Source organism: Bradyrhizobium sp. CCBAU 11361 (genome assembly GCF_028128935.1).
Taxonomy (GTDB): Bacteria; Pseudomonadota; Alphaproteobacteria; order Rhizobiales; family Xanthobacteraceae; genus Bradyrhizobium; species Bradyrhizobium niftali.
Window position 1 is genome coordinate 34,189 of sequence record NZ_LBJZ01000022.1, and the last position, 14,488, is coordinate 48,676.

Genomic DNA, 14,488 nt, shown 5'->3' on the forward strand with positions numbered 1-14,488 from the left:
GAAAAGCAAAACGCCGGCGCGAGCCGGCGTTTTTGTTTTTGGGGATTTATCTCACGCTGTCATTCCGGGGCGGTCCGCAGGACCGAACCCGGAATCTCGAGGTTCCGGGTTCGATGCTTTCGCATCGCCCCGGAACGACAATCAGAACATCACGCCCTCGGGGCGCAGCGGACGTAGACCATGTTGCCGTAGCGGGTGGCGGCGTCCTTGTCGATGAAGCGGGTGATCAGGACGCGGCCGTCGAAGGACACGATCTCGCGGTCCTGCTCGCCGGGGGTCGGACCGGCCGGCCCGATATAGTTCTTGCCGCTGGGCGAACCCTTGAGCCGCAATTCCTGCGGCGTCGCCTGGTCGGCCAGATGCATGACCACGCCGCCGGAGGTTCCGGAGCCGATCACGTAGGGATTTTTGCACTGGGACCGAGCCGCAGCCTCGGTGCGGGCGCGGTCGGCCGGGTTCTGGAACGAGGCAAGACCCCAGCGGCCGACGATCTCGTCGGCGCGGATGCTCGCCGGCATTTCCGGGCCGGTACCGGGCTCGGCTTCGGGCGGCGGAGACGACGACGAGAAGGACGGCAGGCTCATGCCGCCGCCGCAGGCGCCCAGCAACAGCGCCAGAGAAGACGCGGCCGCCAGATTGGCTACCGTGCGCGCGCGAGCTGAACTGATCATGGCATTCCCCCGAACAAAACCATGGCCGCACCCCTCCCGCAGCCAAGCGCAAAACCGACGCCGGGGCAATGACGTCCTTTGATACGCCGGCGCCCCGAACACGTTTCCAATGCCACCATCCTATATCCGCCTCACCAATCGCTTAACCACCTTTGCTTGACAGGATCGCGGCCAAGCCATATTTCCGGGCGCACTATTAGCACTCGGAAAGCCCGATTGCTAAGCGCGCCGTTCGATCCTCGGGAAGAGGACGGACGGAAGCGCCGCCCCACCCACTTCATTACTTCCGAAGCGAGCCTCCAAAGGGAAACGTCATGGCTAAATCCAAATTTCGTCCGCTGCATGACCGTGTCGTGGTCAAACGTATCGACGCCGAGGAAAAGACCAAGGGCGGCATCATCATTCCGGACACAGCCAAGGAAAAGCCCTCCCAGGGCGAGATCGTCGCCGTCGGCCCCGGCGGCCGCGACGAGACCGGCAAGCTGATCCCGATCGACCTCAAGGCGGGCGACCGCGTGCTGTTCGGCAAGTGGTCGGGCACCGAGGTCAAGATCGACAACGAAGAGCTCCTGATCATGAAGGAGTCGGACATCATGGGCGTTCTGGCCTAAGGCCATCCGCCTGAACAGCCGCTGAATGCGCCACTGTCATGCCCGGGCCTGACCCGGGCATCCATCATTCTTCGCAAAAAGATTGGATTGCCGGGTCAAGCCCGGCAATGACGGAGAGAGCGCAACCCAGCACGAAACACGACACTCACGAAACACGAGGGATTGCAGAAATGGCTGCCAAAGACGTCAAGTTTTCCGGAGACGCGCGCGAACGCATGCTGCGCGGCGTCGACATTCTCGCCAACGCCGTCAAGGTGACGCTCGGCCCGAAGGGCCGCAACGTCGTCATCGAGAAGAGCTTCGGCGCGCCCCGTATCACCAAGGACGGCGTCACCGTCGCCAAGGAGATCGAGCTCGAGGACAAGTTCGAGAACATGGGCGCCCAGATGGTGCGTGAGGTCGCCTCCAAGACCAACGACCTCGCCGGCGACGGCACCACCACCGCGACCGTGCTGGCCCAGGCCATCGTGCGCGAAGGCGCCAAGGCGGTTGCCGCCGGCATGAACCCGATGGACCTCAAGCGCGGCATCGACATCGCGGTTGCGGCCGTCATCAAGGACATCGAGAAGCGCGCCAAGCCGGTTGCCGCCTCCTCCGAGGTCGCCCAGGTCGGCACCATCTCGGCCAACGGCGATGCCGCCATCGGCAAGATGATCGCGCAGGCGATGCAGAAGGTCGGCAACGAGGGCGTCATCACCGTCGAGGAGAACAAGTCGCTCGACACCGAGGTCGACATCGTCGAGGGCATGAAGTTCGACCGCGGCTATCTCAGCCCCTACTTCGTCACCAACGCCGAGAAGATGACCGCCGAGCTCGAGGACGCCTACATCCTCCTGCACGAGAAGAAGCTCTCGGGCCTCCAGGCCATGCTGCCGGTGCTCGAAGCCGTGGTGCAGTCGGGCAAGCCGCTCGTCATCATCGCCGAGGACGTCGAGGGCGAGGCGCTGGCGACCCTGGTCGTCAACCGCCTGCGCGGCGGCCTCAAGGTCGCCGCCGTCAAGGCGCCGGGCTTCGGTGACCGCCGCAAGGCCATGCTTGAGGACATCGCGATCCTCACCGGCGGCCAGCTCATCTCCGAAGAGCTCGGCATCAAGCTCGAGAACGTCACGGTGAAGATGCTCGGCCGCGCCAAGAAGGTGGTGATCGACAAGGAGAACACCACGATCGTCAACGGCGCCGGCAAGAAGCCCGACATCGAGGCCCGCGTCGGCCAGATCAAGGCGCAGATCGAGGAGACCACCTCGGACTACGACCGCGAGAAGCTCCAGGAGCGCCTCGCCAAGCTGGCCGGCGGCGTCGCGGTGATCCGCGTCGGTGGCGCGACCGAGATCGAGGTCAAGGAGAAGAAGGACCGCGTCGAGGACGCCCTCAACGCCACCCGTGCCGCAGTGCAGGAAGGCATCGTCCCCGGCGGCGGCGTCGCGCTGCTCCGCGCCAAGAAGGCGGTCGGCCGTCTCACCAACGCCAACGACGACGTCCAGGCCGGCATCAACATCGTGCTGAAGGCGCTGGAAGCCCCGATCCGCCAGATCTCCGAGAACGCGGGCGTGGAAGGCTCGATCGTCGTCGGCAAGATCCTCGAGAACAAGTCCGAGACCTTCGGCTTCGACGCCCAGACCGAGGACTATGTCGACATGGTCGAGAAGGGCATCATCGACCCCGCCAAGGTGGTGCGCACCGCGCTCCAGGACGCCTCCTCCGTGGCCGGCCTGCTGGTGACCACCGAAGCCATGGTCGCCGAGGCGCCGAAGGAAGCTCCGCCCGCGATGCCGGCCGGCGGCGGCATGGGCGGCTTCTGAGCCGACCGTTCCGTGACAATGTTGCGAAGGCCGCCTCCGGGCGGCCTTCTTTTTTGCCGACCATTGCTCACGCTTTCCGATTCAACCGACGGCCAAAACCCACTACGGTGGCGCCGATTCTAAAGCGCGATGAGATCGGAATGAGTCGTCATCGCGCCTTAGGTTATTGTTTGAGCATGATCTTTTCGGAAAACCGCGACACACTTTTCCGGATCATGCTCCCTTGCTCGAGGATTTCATCGATGCGCGCGCTTCTGGTTTGCTCCACGGCCCTTGTGGCGGCTCTGCTTGCTGTTTCGCCGGAGGTCGCATCCGCCCAGATGAAGCTGTCGCCAAAGGCGACGGCGCCGGGCGGACCCGAGACGCGCTATTTCACCTCGATCGACGGGCTGATGGACGGCAATGCCGACGTGATCCTGAAGGAGACCCGCCAGGGCAAGACGGTCACGGCGGCCGTGCTCGACGTCTGCTATCCGGTCGCGAAAAATTCCGACCGCAAGGACCGCTTCGTCGTCAATCTCCAGGTCGCTGGCCAGATGCTGACCGGTACGACGCAGAGCCTCGGCGCGAAGGCGCCCGTCACCGTCAAGCTGTTGCGCAAGCAGGCCGGAGACACCTTCGAGTTCCGCGGCCAGATTGGAATCGGCCCGGCCGTGACCGAGGTCACCTCGCCCGACAATTCCGATCTCAGCGAGAAGGAGTTTCTGGACAACCAGACCTCCGACGACGGCATCACGCCGCAGCCGAAGGATTTCACCGACGTCTCGCCGGAGGCGATCGCGGTCAAGGTCAAGCTGGATGCCGCGACCGAGTTCCTGAAGAGCCTGAAGGGCCAGGAGGTCGAAGTGACGCTGGCGAGCCTCAGCGTCGGCTGCGATGCGTTGCGTGCCGGCGAGCAGACCATCAACATGTCGGTCGACCCGGAGCGGGCCGGCGCGCTGCTGGCAAAATTCAAGGCGATGCCCGGCGTCGTCGCCGCGGGCTGGACCGCGGGCATGACCGAGATGGACCGCACCATCCGCTTCGCCGCGGCCGACTGGCGCGACGGCGACAAGATCAACCGCGACAAGCTCGCGTCCGCGGTGGCGGGCGTGCTGAGCCGGACGCTCGCGGCAAAGCCGGTCTCGCAGAGCTTCAACCCGGCCACCGGCAAGCTCAAGCTGGTCTTCAAGCGGCCGAACCAGGATTTCCCGGCGCTCGATCTCACCGACACGATCGAGGTCGCAGGGCTCGTCTCGCCCGACAAGCCCGGCACGACCGACAAGCTCATGCTCTGGATCGGCAGCCCCGCAACCACCACCGCCGACGAGAGCGGCGGCCCCAAGCTCAACCTCTCGGACGAGGCTTCGGCCGACGAGGAAGGCGACCAGCCTGACGACAACGGCTCGATCGAGGCGCTCGCAAAGGAGCTGAAGGGCCAGCGCTGGGACGCCGACAAGTCGGTGTGGAAATAGGCGCAGACACCCGCTTCAGTCATCGCCCGGCTTGACCGGGCGATCCAGTACTCCAAGACGGCTGTGATTGACTCGATGGGCCGCGGCGTACTGGGTGCCCCGGTCAAGCCGGGGCACGACAGCGCCGGCTAATTCCCGTTGACGCGGAAGCGCAGCGGCTTGGGGCCGAGAAGCGTCAGCACGTCGCCCTGGCGCTTCCAGGTCTCGACGCTGCCGAGCGCTGCGACGAGATCGTCGTCGGCCTGGGCCCTGGCAGGCGGACAGGACCGGTCCTGGATCTGGCCGGGCACGAAGATCACGGTGTTGCCGGCGACCGAGAACTGGCCCTTGCCGCCCTTGCACCACAGCTCCAGCACGACCTCGCCATTGTCGCCGATCTCGATGTTCGGAATCCGCTTCGAGCCCGGCTGCGGCAGCGCCTCCAGCGTCATCTCGGTGCCGAAGGGAAAACCGTCCTCCGCACGCGCGACAATGGACATCGCCAGCATTGCAACCGTCGCACACACCATCTGCCTGAGCGAAACCATGAAACCTCTCGACCGACCTGATTTGCCGCACCTTCTATAAGACGGCGGCGCAATTGAGAAGGTTCGCCCACACGCGATGCAAAAATCCCCGCGGGGACGAGCCCGCGGGGATCTGCGTCGAAGTGGGGGCCTGTTACTTCAGCACCATCGCCGTGAACGGCCAGACATAGGCCTGCAACGTCACGAGCACACCGACGAGGCAGGCCAGCACGATCGAGTGCCAGAACACGAAGCGCAGGATGGTGCCTTCGTGGCCGTACCAGTTGGTGGCCGTGGAAGCGACGACGATCGATTGCGCGTCGATCATCTTGCCCATCACGCCGCCGGAGGAGTTCGCCGCGCCCATCAGGATCGGCGACAGGCCGAGCTGCTCGGAGGTGATCTTCTGCAGATTTCCGAACAGCACGTTGGAGGCGGTGTCCGATCCCGTCAGCGCCACGCCGAGCCAGCCGAGCAGCGTGCCGAAGAAGGGATAGAGCACCCCGGTTGCGGCGAAGGCGAGACCGAGCGTCGCGTCGACGCCGGACAGGCGCGTCAGCGTGCCGATCGCGAGCATCGCCGAGATCGTGATCAGCGAGATCGCGCACAGCCGGATGGTGCGGCCGTACTCGGTCACGAGCTTGCCGGGACCGACGCCCATCAGGAAGCCGGAGATGATCGCCGCGATCAGCATGCCCGTGCCGGTGAAGGACAGGTAGGTGAAGCTGAACACCGCGCTCTCCTTCGTCGGGCCTGGCGCGACCGGCGGCATCTTGTTGATCATCTGGTGCAGCTCGGGAACGGGATAATTCCAGACGAAGATCGAGTTCGCCCAGGTCTTGAAGGCGCCGTTGCCCCAGATCAGCATCACGATGCAGACGATGATCCAAGGCAGCAGCGCGCTGAAGAGCTCGCTTTGCGTCAGCGGTGTCTTGTCCAGCGGCTTTGCCGGCGCCATGGTGGCCGCCGATTCATCGCGGCCGCGCAGCGCCGGCGACAGCCAGAGCTGCCTGGGCTGCCACACCTTCAGGAACAGGATCAGCGCGCCCATCGAGATCAGCGAGGCGCCGATGTCGACGATCCATGGATTGATGAAGTTCGAGATCACAAATTGCGGGATCGCGAACGACACGCCGGTGACGAGGATCGCCGGCCAGACGTCCTTCATGCCCTTCCAGCCCGCGAACGCCCATACCACCCAGAACGGCACGATCAGCGAGAAGAACGGCAATTGCCGTCCGACCATCGCGCCGAGGATGTAGGGATCGAGCCCGGTGACCGAGGCAAGGCCCTGGATCGGCGTGCCCAGCGCGCCATAGGCGACCGGCGCAGTGTTGGCGATCAGCGACAGGCCGCTAGCCGCAAGCGGCGAGAAGCCGAGCCCGATCAGCACCGCGCCCGTGATGGCGACCGGCGTGCCGAAGCCGGAGGCGCCCTCGAAGAAGGCGCCGAACGAGAACGCAATCAGCAGCAATTGCAGCCGCCGGTCCTCGGTGACGCCGCCGATGGCGCGCTTCAAGAGTTCGAACTTTCCGCAGCCGACCGTGACTTGGTAGAGAAAGATGACGTTGAGGACGATCCAGCCGATCGGGAAGAAGCCGGTGACGATACCGAGGATCGAGGCCCGGATCGACATGTTCGCCGGCATGGTGAAAACGAAAATCGTGATCAGGTTGGCCACGATCACGGCGATGACGGCCGCGATGTGCGCCTGAACGCGGCCGCTCGCAATCAGGACCAGCAGCGTGATGACAGGCACCGCCGCCGCGATCGTCGACAGCACGGGGCTGTGCAGCGGGTCATAGATTTGATTCCACATGGTCTTCCTCCCCACGCATGTTTGCGGCAGGCGGCCCGCGTGGACAGCCGAACCTGCTTGACGCTGGAAGCGATAACCCCCGAGCTGGACGCGAATTCCTCGCCAATGCGGCGGTTCCCGTCCGCTCACAAGCTCGCGAAGTCCCGAAGGCCCCCACCCCGCGCCGTTACAGCCCATGCTAGGGTTGCAAGCCGCGACAAGCCAACGCAAATTGCAGAACTTGCGACTTTAGTCTAAGCGCGCCTATTTCGGCCATTGCCTCGGCCATTTGGCTCCAGGCATTTGTGCACATCCCCTCAGGAGACAGAGCTCTGTGAAGAACATCAGCGCCACGCTCGCGATCGTCTGGCGAATCGCCGCCCCCTATTTTCGATCGGAGGACAAATGGGCCGGCCGCGGCCTGCTCGGCGCCGTGATCGCGATGGAGTTGGCCCTGGTCGCGATCGACGTGCTCGTGAACCAGTGGCAGAACCGGTTCTACAGCGCACTGCAGGCGAGCGACTGGGACGCGTTCGTCACGCAGATCTGGATTTTCGTCGCCCTCGCCTCGATCTATATCGCGCTGGCGGTCTACAAGCTGTACCTGAACCAATGGCTCCAGATCCGCTGGCGGCAATGGCTGACCCGGCACTATCTGGGCGAATGGCTGCAAGACGCCACACATTACCGCATGCAGCTCAAGGGCGATGCGGCTGACAACCCGGACCAGCGCATCACCGAGGACGTCAAGAACTTCGTCGAGCAGACCCTGACCATCGGACTCGGCCTGCTGTCGTCGATCGTGACGCTGTTTTCCTTCGTGATCATCCTCTGGGGTCTCTCCAACGCCGCCCCGCTGCACCTGTTCGGCACCGACCTCGTGATCCCGGGCTATCTTTGCTGGGGCGCGCTGGTCTACGCGATCTTCGGCACCGCGCTGACGCACTGGATCGGCGCTCCGCTGGTCAACCTCAATTTCGAGCAGCAGCGCTATGAAGCCGACTTCCGCTTCAACCTCGTCCGCGTCCGCGAGAATTCCGAGCAGATCGCGCTGCTCAAGGGCGAAGGCGCCGAACGCGGCCGGCTGCTGGACCGCTTCGGCTTCGTGATCGGCAACTGGTACGCCATCATGAGCCGGACCAAGCGCCTTACCGCGTTCACCGCGAGCTACCAGCAGGCCGCCGTGATCTTTCCCTATGTGCTGGTGGCGCCGGCCTTCTTCGCCAAGAAGATCCAGCTCGGCGACATGATGCAGACCGCATCGGCCTTTTCCAGCGTACAAGGCGCATTGTCGTTCTTCGTCACGGCTTACCGATCGCTCGCGGAATGGCGCTCGATCGTCGCGCGTCTCGACGGCTTCGAGATGTCGGTCGATTCAGCCGCCAACCTGCCGGCCCATGAGCCGGCGATCGCCCTCAAGGCCGCCGGCGGCAACGGCAGCATCGCCCTCGATCAGCTCTGCGTGAACCTGCCCAGCGGCACGCCGCTGGTCGCCGCCGACGCCTTTGCCGTCCAGATGCCGGAGCGCGTGCTGGTGACCGGACCGTCCGGCTCCGGCAAGTCGACGCTGTTCCGGGCCATCGCCGGCATCTGGCCGTTCGGCACCGGCACCATCTTCGTCCCCGAGAAGGCGAAGCTGATGATGCTGCCGCAGCGCCCCTATTTCCCGGTCGGCGTTCTGCGCGATGCTGTGGTCTATCCCGCTGCACCAGGCGCGTTCGAGACCGCACGGATCCGCGACACGCTGATCGCGGTCGGACTGCCCGACCTCGCCGAGCGGCTCGACGAGGACGGCCACTGGAACCGGATGCTGTCGCTCGGCGAGCAACAGCGCCTGGGGCTCGCCCGCGCGCTGCTGCACGTGCCGGACTATCTGTTCCTGGACGAGGCCACCGCCTCACTGGACGAGCCGTCCGAGGCCCGGCTGTACCGGCTGCTGACGGAGAGGCTGCCACAAGCCACCATCGTCTCGATCGGCCACCGCTCGACCCTCGACGCCTTCCACACCCGCAAGGTGACGATGGTGAAGGACGGCAAGATCCACGTCCTCGGCAAGAGCGGCGCGCCGGCCGAGAAGGAGCCGACCGCGGCGCGCTGAGGCGCAAGGCGATCGCTATCGTAGTTGAAAGACCTCGATAGGCGCCTTTCCTTGCGGCCCATCCTTCGAGACGCCCGCCTTTGGCGGGCCCTCAGGATGAGGTCGGATTTTGCGGCAAAATCCCAGACCCTCATGGTGAGGAGCGCCGCCTGACGGCGCGTCTCGAACCATGAAGGCCCGGCACAGTCGCAGCGCTCCAGGCCGCAAAAAGCAAAAGGGCGGCAGATTGCTCTGCCGCCCTCATAAGCCGTTTCGGGAAGAAACTTACTTCAGATTGCTCATCGCCGTCAGGTCGAACGACAGCTTGGCGATACCCGCCGCGCCGCACCAGTTGGAGCCAGCGCCGCCCGGGTTGATCGCGGTGACGTTGGTGGTGCCGGTGGCGTTGAACGCGCTGGTGAAGGCGTTGCAATCACCCTTGTTCAGGTCGGTGTCGGAGTAACGCAGATCCAGCGTGAACACCTTGTAGGTGAAGCCGATGCCGATGTTCCAGGTGTTGTAGTCCTTGTAGGGAATGCCGTTGGCGAACACGGTGCCGGCGCCGGTGCCGTAGAAGGCGTCCGAAGTGCCGAACCACTGACGGCCGAACTCACCCGACACGTACATGCCGACGCCCGAGGGACCGAAGACCGTGCTGGGCGCCGTGTACTTGGCGGTCAACGAAGCGTAGTTGCCCCAGGCACCCGAGTTCAGGAAGTTCGGCGAGTAGTACTCGGTCGCGCCAACGGTAAAGCTGTCGTTGATGGTGTAGTTCACCTTGCCGTAGACTTCGAAGAAGCTGACGTCCTTCTTCATGACGTTGCCGTCGGCGAGGAAAATCGTGGTCGTGCTGACGCCGCAGACGTTGCCGCCGGGAATGCCGCCGGTGAGCACGTTGTCGGCGCAGCTCCCGCCCGGATACAGGTAGCCCCAGACGCCGATGTCGAACGCAAAGGCGCCGAAGGTCGGGCGGATACCGCCGTAGATATCGACTTCAGCCGCGGCGCGATTGGCGAAGGAGATGCTCTCCGCGGACACGCCGACGTAGAGCTGGAGGTCCTTGGTGACGTTGTAGCGCGGCTCGAAATAGGCGGCGACCGAAGGCTGGTGGTTCGACTGGGTCACGCCGCGGAAGATGTAGTCGCTCATGATCGCGCCGCCGAAGGCGATATCCCAGGGGTCGAAGGCAACGACCGGCGGGGCCTTCTTGGCCTTCACCGCCATGTCCGCCGCGAAAGCGGAACCCGTCGTCACCATTGCCAGCGCCGTTGCCAACAAAGCCACTTTTTTCATTTCGATCCCCATCACCAGTTCTCACCCAGTCGGTTTCCCGGAAGCCCCCCGGGGCGTACGACCCATATGCAAAATTGCGTTACTGCGACAATCTGGATTGAGGGATGCAAACCGTGAAGCAAAAAACGCGGGCATCTGCCGACTTTTTGGGCGTTCTGGCGATTCCACAGAAGGTTGTCGGCCTGTGTGGCTTCTCGATCACATTATTTGCATTCCAAAGTGTACAAGGAGGACCGGGTTAGTACGGAGTCCGGCGGTGCGTGCTGCGCTCGCCACGAATCGGGCGGTCACCGTGGAAGGCGGCCTCCGGGGGCCGGCGCTTGAGATGCAAAAAGGCCGCAGCGTCGCCGCCGCGGCCCTCCTGCTGTCGATCATGGTCGCTGGACTGGAGCCGGCCTTCGGCCTGACCCCAGGCAGCCCGGGCCTGACGCTGGGCCTAACCTTGCCCCTCGGCCGGCGTCGGTTCCGCAGAAGACGAAGGCATCGCCCAGCTTGTCTCGGCGACAGGCTCGGGAGCCGGAGCCGCCACCGGCGCTGACGGCTTCGGCGCGGGAGCTGCCTTCGCCTTCTTCGGTGCCGCTTTCTTCGGTGCCGCTTTCTTCGCAGCCTTCTTGGCGGCCTTCTTCGGTGCAGCTTTCTTTGCAGCAGCCTTCTTGGCCGACTTCTTCGGCGCGGCCTTCTTGGCAGATTTCTTCGCGGTCTTCTTGGCTGCCTTCTTCTTCGTCGCCTTCTTCGCGGTCTTCTTCGCCGCTACAGCCTTCTTGGCCTTTTTAGCCTTCTTGCTTTTCTTCTTCTTCGCTTTCGCCATCGTGGTCCTCCTGTTGCCGCCGTACAATGGTCGATCGGGCGTCTTTCCGCCGTCACCTTCGGACGAAAGCTCAGCTCGACGCGTTCAATGCCGGCCGCGACCCGCCCGTAGCCCAATCGAGAAGCTCAATCGTGTGTACGACCGGAACTGACGTGCCACTGGCAATCTGCACCATGCAGCCGATATTGCCCGCGGCAATCATGTCCGGCTTGACGCTTGCGATGTTGGCGACCTTGCGATCACGCAACCTGCCCGCAAGCTCGGGTTGGAGAATGTTGTAGGTCCCCGCCGAACCGCAACACAAATGGCTCTCGGGCACATCTTTCACCACGAATCCATTCTTGGAAAGCAATTCTTTCGGAAGGCCCGTGATTTTCTGTCCGTGCTGCAACGAACAGGCGGAGTGATAGGCGACGACGATGTTGTCGCCTATCGCAGTGGTCGGAAGACCGAGGCCGGCAACGTATTCGGTGATGTCCTTCGCAAGCGCGGACACCTTCGCCGCATCGGCCGCGAACGCAGCGTCCTCGCGCAGCAGATAGCCGTAGTCCTTGATCACCGTGCCGCAGCCGGACGCCGTCACCAGGATGGCGTCGAGCCCCTCGCCGGCCGCTTCCGCGCGCCATGCCGCGATATTGGCGCGCGCCCGCGCCAGCGCATCGTGGTCGTTGCCGAGGTGATGAGTCAGCGCGCCGCAGCATTGCTCGTCCCTGACCAGGACGACCTCGATGCCGTGGCGGGTGAGAAGACTGATGGCGGCCTGGTTGATGCGCGGCGCCAGCACCTGCTGGGCGCAGCCCTGGAGCAGCGCGACCCGGCCGCGCTTCTTGCCGAGCGCCGCGAACACGCTGCCTGGGAGGGGGCCGGGCGACGGCAGCCGGTTCGGGGCCAGCGCCAGCATCGCCTTGAGGCGCTGGATCAGTCCGGGCGTGGCCGAGGGCCGCGGCGTCGGGAGGAATACGGCCAGCGGACGGGCCAGCCGCGCCAGCCACGTGCTGGCGCGGAAGCGCTGCGGGTCCGGCAGGACGAAGGCCAATACCTGGCGGAGCAGCCGCTCGGTGAGCGGCCGCTGGTAGCGCTGCTCGATCCTGACCCGGGCCTGGTCGACGAGGTGCATGTAGTTCACGCCGGAGGGGCAGGTCGTCATGCAGGCCAGGCACGACAGGCAACGGTCGATATGCTTGACCACCTCCGCCGTCGGCGCCTGGTCCTTCTCCAGCATCTCCTTGATCAGATAGATGCGGCCGCGCGGGCTATCGAGCTCGTCGCCGAGCAGCACATAGGTCGGACAGGTTGCAGTGCAGAAGCCGCAATGGACGCAGGCGCGCAGGATCTTGTCGGCCTCAGCGATATCGGGATCGGCGAGCTGCGCCAGTGAGAATTCGGTCTTCATGCCGCAGCGCCCCGCGTCAGCCGTCCCCGGTTGAGAATGGACTTCGGATCGAAACTGGCGCGCACCCGCTCGCTCAAAGCGGCGATGCCGGGCGCCTGCGGTTGGAACACATCGACCTCGCGCCTGACATCCTCGGCCGCCCGGATCAGCATGGCGTGCCCGCCGACCGCATTCGCACACACGCGCACGGCCGGCTCATGCGCATCGCCCTTCGGCGGCAATGCGGCCCAGATCAATCCGCCGCCCCAATCGAAGATCATGTCGCCGCCGGTCTCGCGCGCCAGCTGCGTCCCGAGCGCCGCACCCGATGCCGGCGGACAGACGATCCGCCACACCGGCCAGGCCCCCAGCGCGCCGCTGGCCGCGAACGGCAGGACGTCGCGGATGGCGGCCCACAGTGCCGAGGAGGCTGCGTCCTCGACCAGGGTCGCGGTTCCGAACGGCGCCAGCAATTCGCGCAGCGAGCCGGCGCGGTGCGCGGCGGAGGCGGTAATGCCTTCGAGCCGGAGAACGGTCAGCGCCTCGCCCTGGCCTGCAATGTCGCCGAGCCCGTCGGTCTTCGCCCGGAATGCGGATCTCGGCAGGTGTGCGGCGCCGGAGACGTCGAAGGGCGAGCCGAGCGCCGCGGTCATCGCCTTGTTGGCGGCGGCCTCATCGAGCCCGCGCAGCAGCAGCGTCCGCTCGGCCTCCGGTTTCGGCATCACCTTCAGCGTGACCTCGGTCATGACCGACAGCGTGCCCCAGGAACCGGCGAGCAGCTTGCAGAGGTCGTAGCCGGTGACGTTCTTCACCACCTTGCCGCCGGTCTTGAAGCTGTCGCCGAAGCCGGAGACGGCGTGCGCCCCGAGCAGGTGATCGCGCGCCCCGCCCGCCCTGATGCGCCGCGGGCCGGCGAGGCCCGCCGCGATCATGCCGCCGATGGTGCCTGATACGGGCGTGCCGAGCAGCGGCGCGGTGTTCATCGGCTCGAAGGCGAATTGCTGGTTCTTGGCATCGATCAACGACAGCACGTCGGCCAGCGGCGCACCGGCCTCAAGCGTCACGATCAGCTCGTTGGGCTCGTAGGAGGTGACCGCGTTCAACGCGGAGACGTCGAGCACGGCGTTGGTCGCCATGGCGTGGCCAATGCTGCGCTTGCTGCCATGACCGATGATCTCGAGCGGCTGCTCGTTGGCAATCGCCGCGCGCACCACCTCTTCGACGTCTTTGGCGTCTCTGACCTTGAGCGTATCCACGGGAAAAGGCGGTAGCGAAATTCGCCGCCAAAATCAAATGCAGCGTGACGCGACGACCACCTGTGGGCGCGATGACGGTCCGGCATGCGACGAAAATCCACCAGGCCGGCTCCGCGAAATCCGACAGCAACGGTTCGATAAATATCGAAGCGTTCACGACATCGACACTTCGATCACCGGCGAACCAAAGCCGGCAGGCCATCGCTACAAGCTTGCGCCGATCGCGATCGAGCGCAGCCGATGGAGACAGACATGGAGCGATCGACATATGCGCGGCCGCCGGCGCCGCGCGTCCACGAAGCGTTCAGCCGCAGGTCGGTGATACGGGCCTTCGGAGCCGTCCTGGCAATCTATCTCTCGCCATGGACGTCGTCATCTCAAGCCCAGCAGCAAGGAGGAAGGACCATGAACCACTATGCCACGCAGAAATCTCTCAGCGCCGCCGTCGACGGCGGCGGCCTGCTCGTCGTCGCGCAATGGGAGGCGAAACCGGGTGAGGCCGACAAGGTCGCTGCGATCCTCGACCGCTTCCTGCCCGAAGCGCAGCGCGAGGACGGCGTCAAGCTGTTCCTGATCTCGCGCGCCAAGGACAATCCGGCCCAGTTCCTGTTCTACGAACTGTTCCGCGACGAGGCCGCCTTCAAGGCGCACCAGGAGAGCGCACATTTCAGGACCTACATCGCTGGCGAAGCGCTGCCGCTGCTGGCGAAGCGGGAGCGAGCGCAATACGGGATGCTGTGAGTGCTCTTCTTCCTTCTCCCCTTGTGGGCCTGTTGCGTAATTCGTCAATTGTGATTCCCTAGGGCAAAGCCTTGGAGGGTAGCGATGGCGGTTAAGCAGACG

General features: G+C 64.9%; 12 protein-coding genes. 5 read left to right on the forward strand and 7 right to left on the reverse strand.

What is annotated here, in order from left to right:
• Nucleotides 1–149: 149 nt before the first annotated feature.
• Nucleotides 150–671 carry a hypothetical protein gene (locus tag XI08_RS07465; RefSeq protein WP_271573947.1) on the reverse strand — a complete coding sequence of 174 codons (522 nt, stop codon included), beginning with the start codon at nucleotides 669–671 and terminating at the stop codon, nucleotides 150–152.
• A gap of 314 nt (nucleotides 672–985) precedes the next feature.
• Between XI08_RS07465 and XI08_RS07470 the strand changes: the two genes are divergently transcribed.
• The 3 genes from XI08_RS07470 (at nucleotide 986) to XI08_RS07480 (ending at nucleotide 4,535) form a co-directional block, all read left to right on the forward strand.
• Complete coding sequence (locus tag XI08_RS07470; RefSeq protein ID WP_271573948.1) at nucleotides 986–1,282, forward strand: co-chaperone GroES; 297 nt, start codon at nucleotides 986–988, stop codon at nucleotides 1,280–1,282.
• Between the two features lie 170 nt (nucleotides 1,283–1,452).
• The gene (gene groL, locus XI08_RS07475) at nucleotides 1,453–3,081 is read left to right on the forward strand and encodes a chaperonin GroEL (protein ID WP_271573949.1); all 1,629 of its coding nucleotides are present in this window, start codon (nucleotides 1,453–1,455) and stop codon (nucleotides 3,079–3,081) included.
• 242 nt (nucleotides 3,082–3,323) lie between these two features.
• Nucleotides 3,324–4,535, forward strand: coding sequence for a hypothetical protein (locus XI08_RS07480; protein WP_271573950.1), 1,212 nt, complete (start codon nucleotides 3,324–3,326; stop codon nucleotides 4,533–4,535).
• A 128-nt stretch (nucleotides 4,536–4,663) separates the two neighbouring features.
• On the opposite strand, the gene XI08_RS07485 is transcribed toward XI08_RS07480, so the two are convergent.
• Nucleotides 4,664–5,062 carry an META domain-containing protein gene (locus XI08_RS07485; protein WP_271571206.1) on the reverse strand — a complete coding sequence of 133 codons (399 nt, stop codon included), beginning with the start codon at nucleotides 5,060–5,062 and terminating at the stop codon, nucleotides 4,664–4,666.
• A 133-nt stretch (nucleotides 5,063–5,195) separates the two neighbouring features.
• Nucleotides 5,196–6,860, reverse strand: a complete 1,665-nt coding sequence (locus tag XI08_RS07490) for an L-lactate permease (protein ID WP_271573951.1) — start codon at nucleotides 6,858–6,860, stop codon at nucleotides 5,196–5,198.
• Nucleotides 6,861–7,173: 313 nt separating this feature from the next.
• Between XI08_RS07490 and XI08_RS07495 the strand changes: the two genes are divergently transcribed.
• Complete coding sequence (locus XI08_RS07495; RefSeq protein ID WP_271573952.1) at nucleotides 7,174–8,937, forward strand: ABC transporter ATP-binding protein/permease; 1,764 nt, start codon at nucleotides 7,174–7,176, stop codon at nucleotides 8,935–8,937.
• A 264-nt stretch (nucleotides 8,938–9,201) separates the two neighbouring features.
• Here the strand turns inward: XI08_RS07495 and XI08_RS07500 are convergent, their stop codons facing one another.
• From XI08_RS07500 to XI08_RS07515, 4 genes are all read right to left on the reverse strand, one after another.
• The gene (locus XI08_RS07500) at nucleotides 9,202–10,209 is read right to left on the reverse strand and encodes a TorF family putative porin (protein ID WP_027546056.1); all 1,008 of its coding nucleotides are present in this window, start codon (nucleotides 10,207–10,209) and stop codon (nucleotides 9,202–9,204) included.
• Between the two features lie 436 nt (nucleotides 10,210–10,645).
• On the reverse strand, nucleotides 10,646–11,017 hold the full coding sequence (locus XI08_RS07505) for a histone (protein WP_271573953.1): 372 nt from the start codon (nucleotides 11,015–11,017) through the stop codon (nucleotides 10,646–10,648).
• Between the two features lie 70 nt (nucleotides 11,018–11,087).
• Complete coding sequence (glcF, locus tag XI08_RS07510; RefSeq protein WP_271573954.1) at nucleotides 11,088–12,410, reverse strand: glycolate oxidase subunit GlcF; 1,323 nt, start codon at nucleotides 12,408–12,410, stop codon at nucleotides 11,088–11,090.
• Entirely contained in the window at nucleotides 12,407–13,645 is a 1,239-nt protein-coding gene (locus XI08_RS07515) for an FAD-binding protein (RefSeq protein ID WP_271573955.1), read from the reverse strand. Before XI08_RS07515 ends, glcF begins: the two co-directional genes overlap by 4 nt.
• Nucleotides 13,646–14,050: 405 nt before the next feature.
• On the opposite strand from XI08_RS07515, the gene XI08_RS07520 reads away from it, so the two are divergent.
• Nucleotides 14,051–14,386: a putative quinol monooxygenase gene (locus tag XI08_RS07520; RefSeq protein ID WP_271573956.1), complete on the forward strand. Its 336-nt coding sequence runs from the start codon at nucleotides 14,051–14,053 to the stop codon at nucleotides 14,384–14,386.
• Nucleotides 14,387–14,488 lie beyond the last annotated feature (102 nt).

What these genes read in the sequence shown, in the direction of transcription:
- XI08_RS07500 (WP_027546056.1), bottom strand. Translation starts at nt 10,209, where the DNA reads ATGAAAAAAGTGGCTTTGTTGGCAACGGCGCTGGCAATGGTGACGACG.
- XI08_RS07470 (WP_271573948.1), top strand. Translation starts at nt 986, where the DNA reads ATGGCTAAATCCAAATTTCGTCCGCTGCATGACCGTGTCGTGGTCAAA.
- XI08_RS07520 (WP_271573956.1), top strand. Translation starts at nt 14,051, where the DNA reads ATGAACCACTATGCCACGCAGAAATCTCTCAGCGCCGCCGTCGACGGC.
- XI08_RS07490 (WP_271573951.1), bottom strand. Translation starts at nt 6,860, where the DNA reads ATGTGGAATCAAATCTATGACCCGCTGCACAGCCCCGTGCTGTCGACG.
- XI08_RS07485 (WP_271571206.1), bottom strand. Translation starts at nt 5,062, where the DNA reads ATGGTTTCGCTCAGGCAGATGGTGTGTGCGACGGTTGCAATGCTGGCG.
- groL (WP_271573949.1), top strand. Translation starts at nt 1,453, where the DNA reads ATGGCTGCCAAAGACGTCAAGTTTTCCGGAGACGCGCGCGAACGCATG.
- XI08_RS07480 (WP_271573950.1), top strand. Translation starts at nt 3,324, where the DNA reads ATGCGCGCGCTTCTGGTTTGCTCCACGGCCCTTGTGGCGGCTCTGCTT.
- glcF (WP_271573954.1), bottom strand. Translation starts at nt 12,410, where the DNA reads ATGAAGACCGAATTCTCACTGGCGCAGCTCGCCGATCCCGATATCGCT.
- XI08_RS07465 (WP_271573947.1), bottom strand. Translation starts at nt 671, where the DNA reads ATGATCAGTTCAGCTCGCGCGCGCACGGTAGCCAATCTGGCGGCCGCG.
- XI08_RS07505 (WP_271573953.1), bottom strand. Translation starts at nt 11,017, where the DNA reads ATGGCGAAAGCGAAGAAGAAGAAAAGCAAGAAGGCTAAAAAGGCCAAG.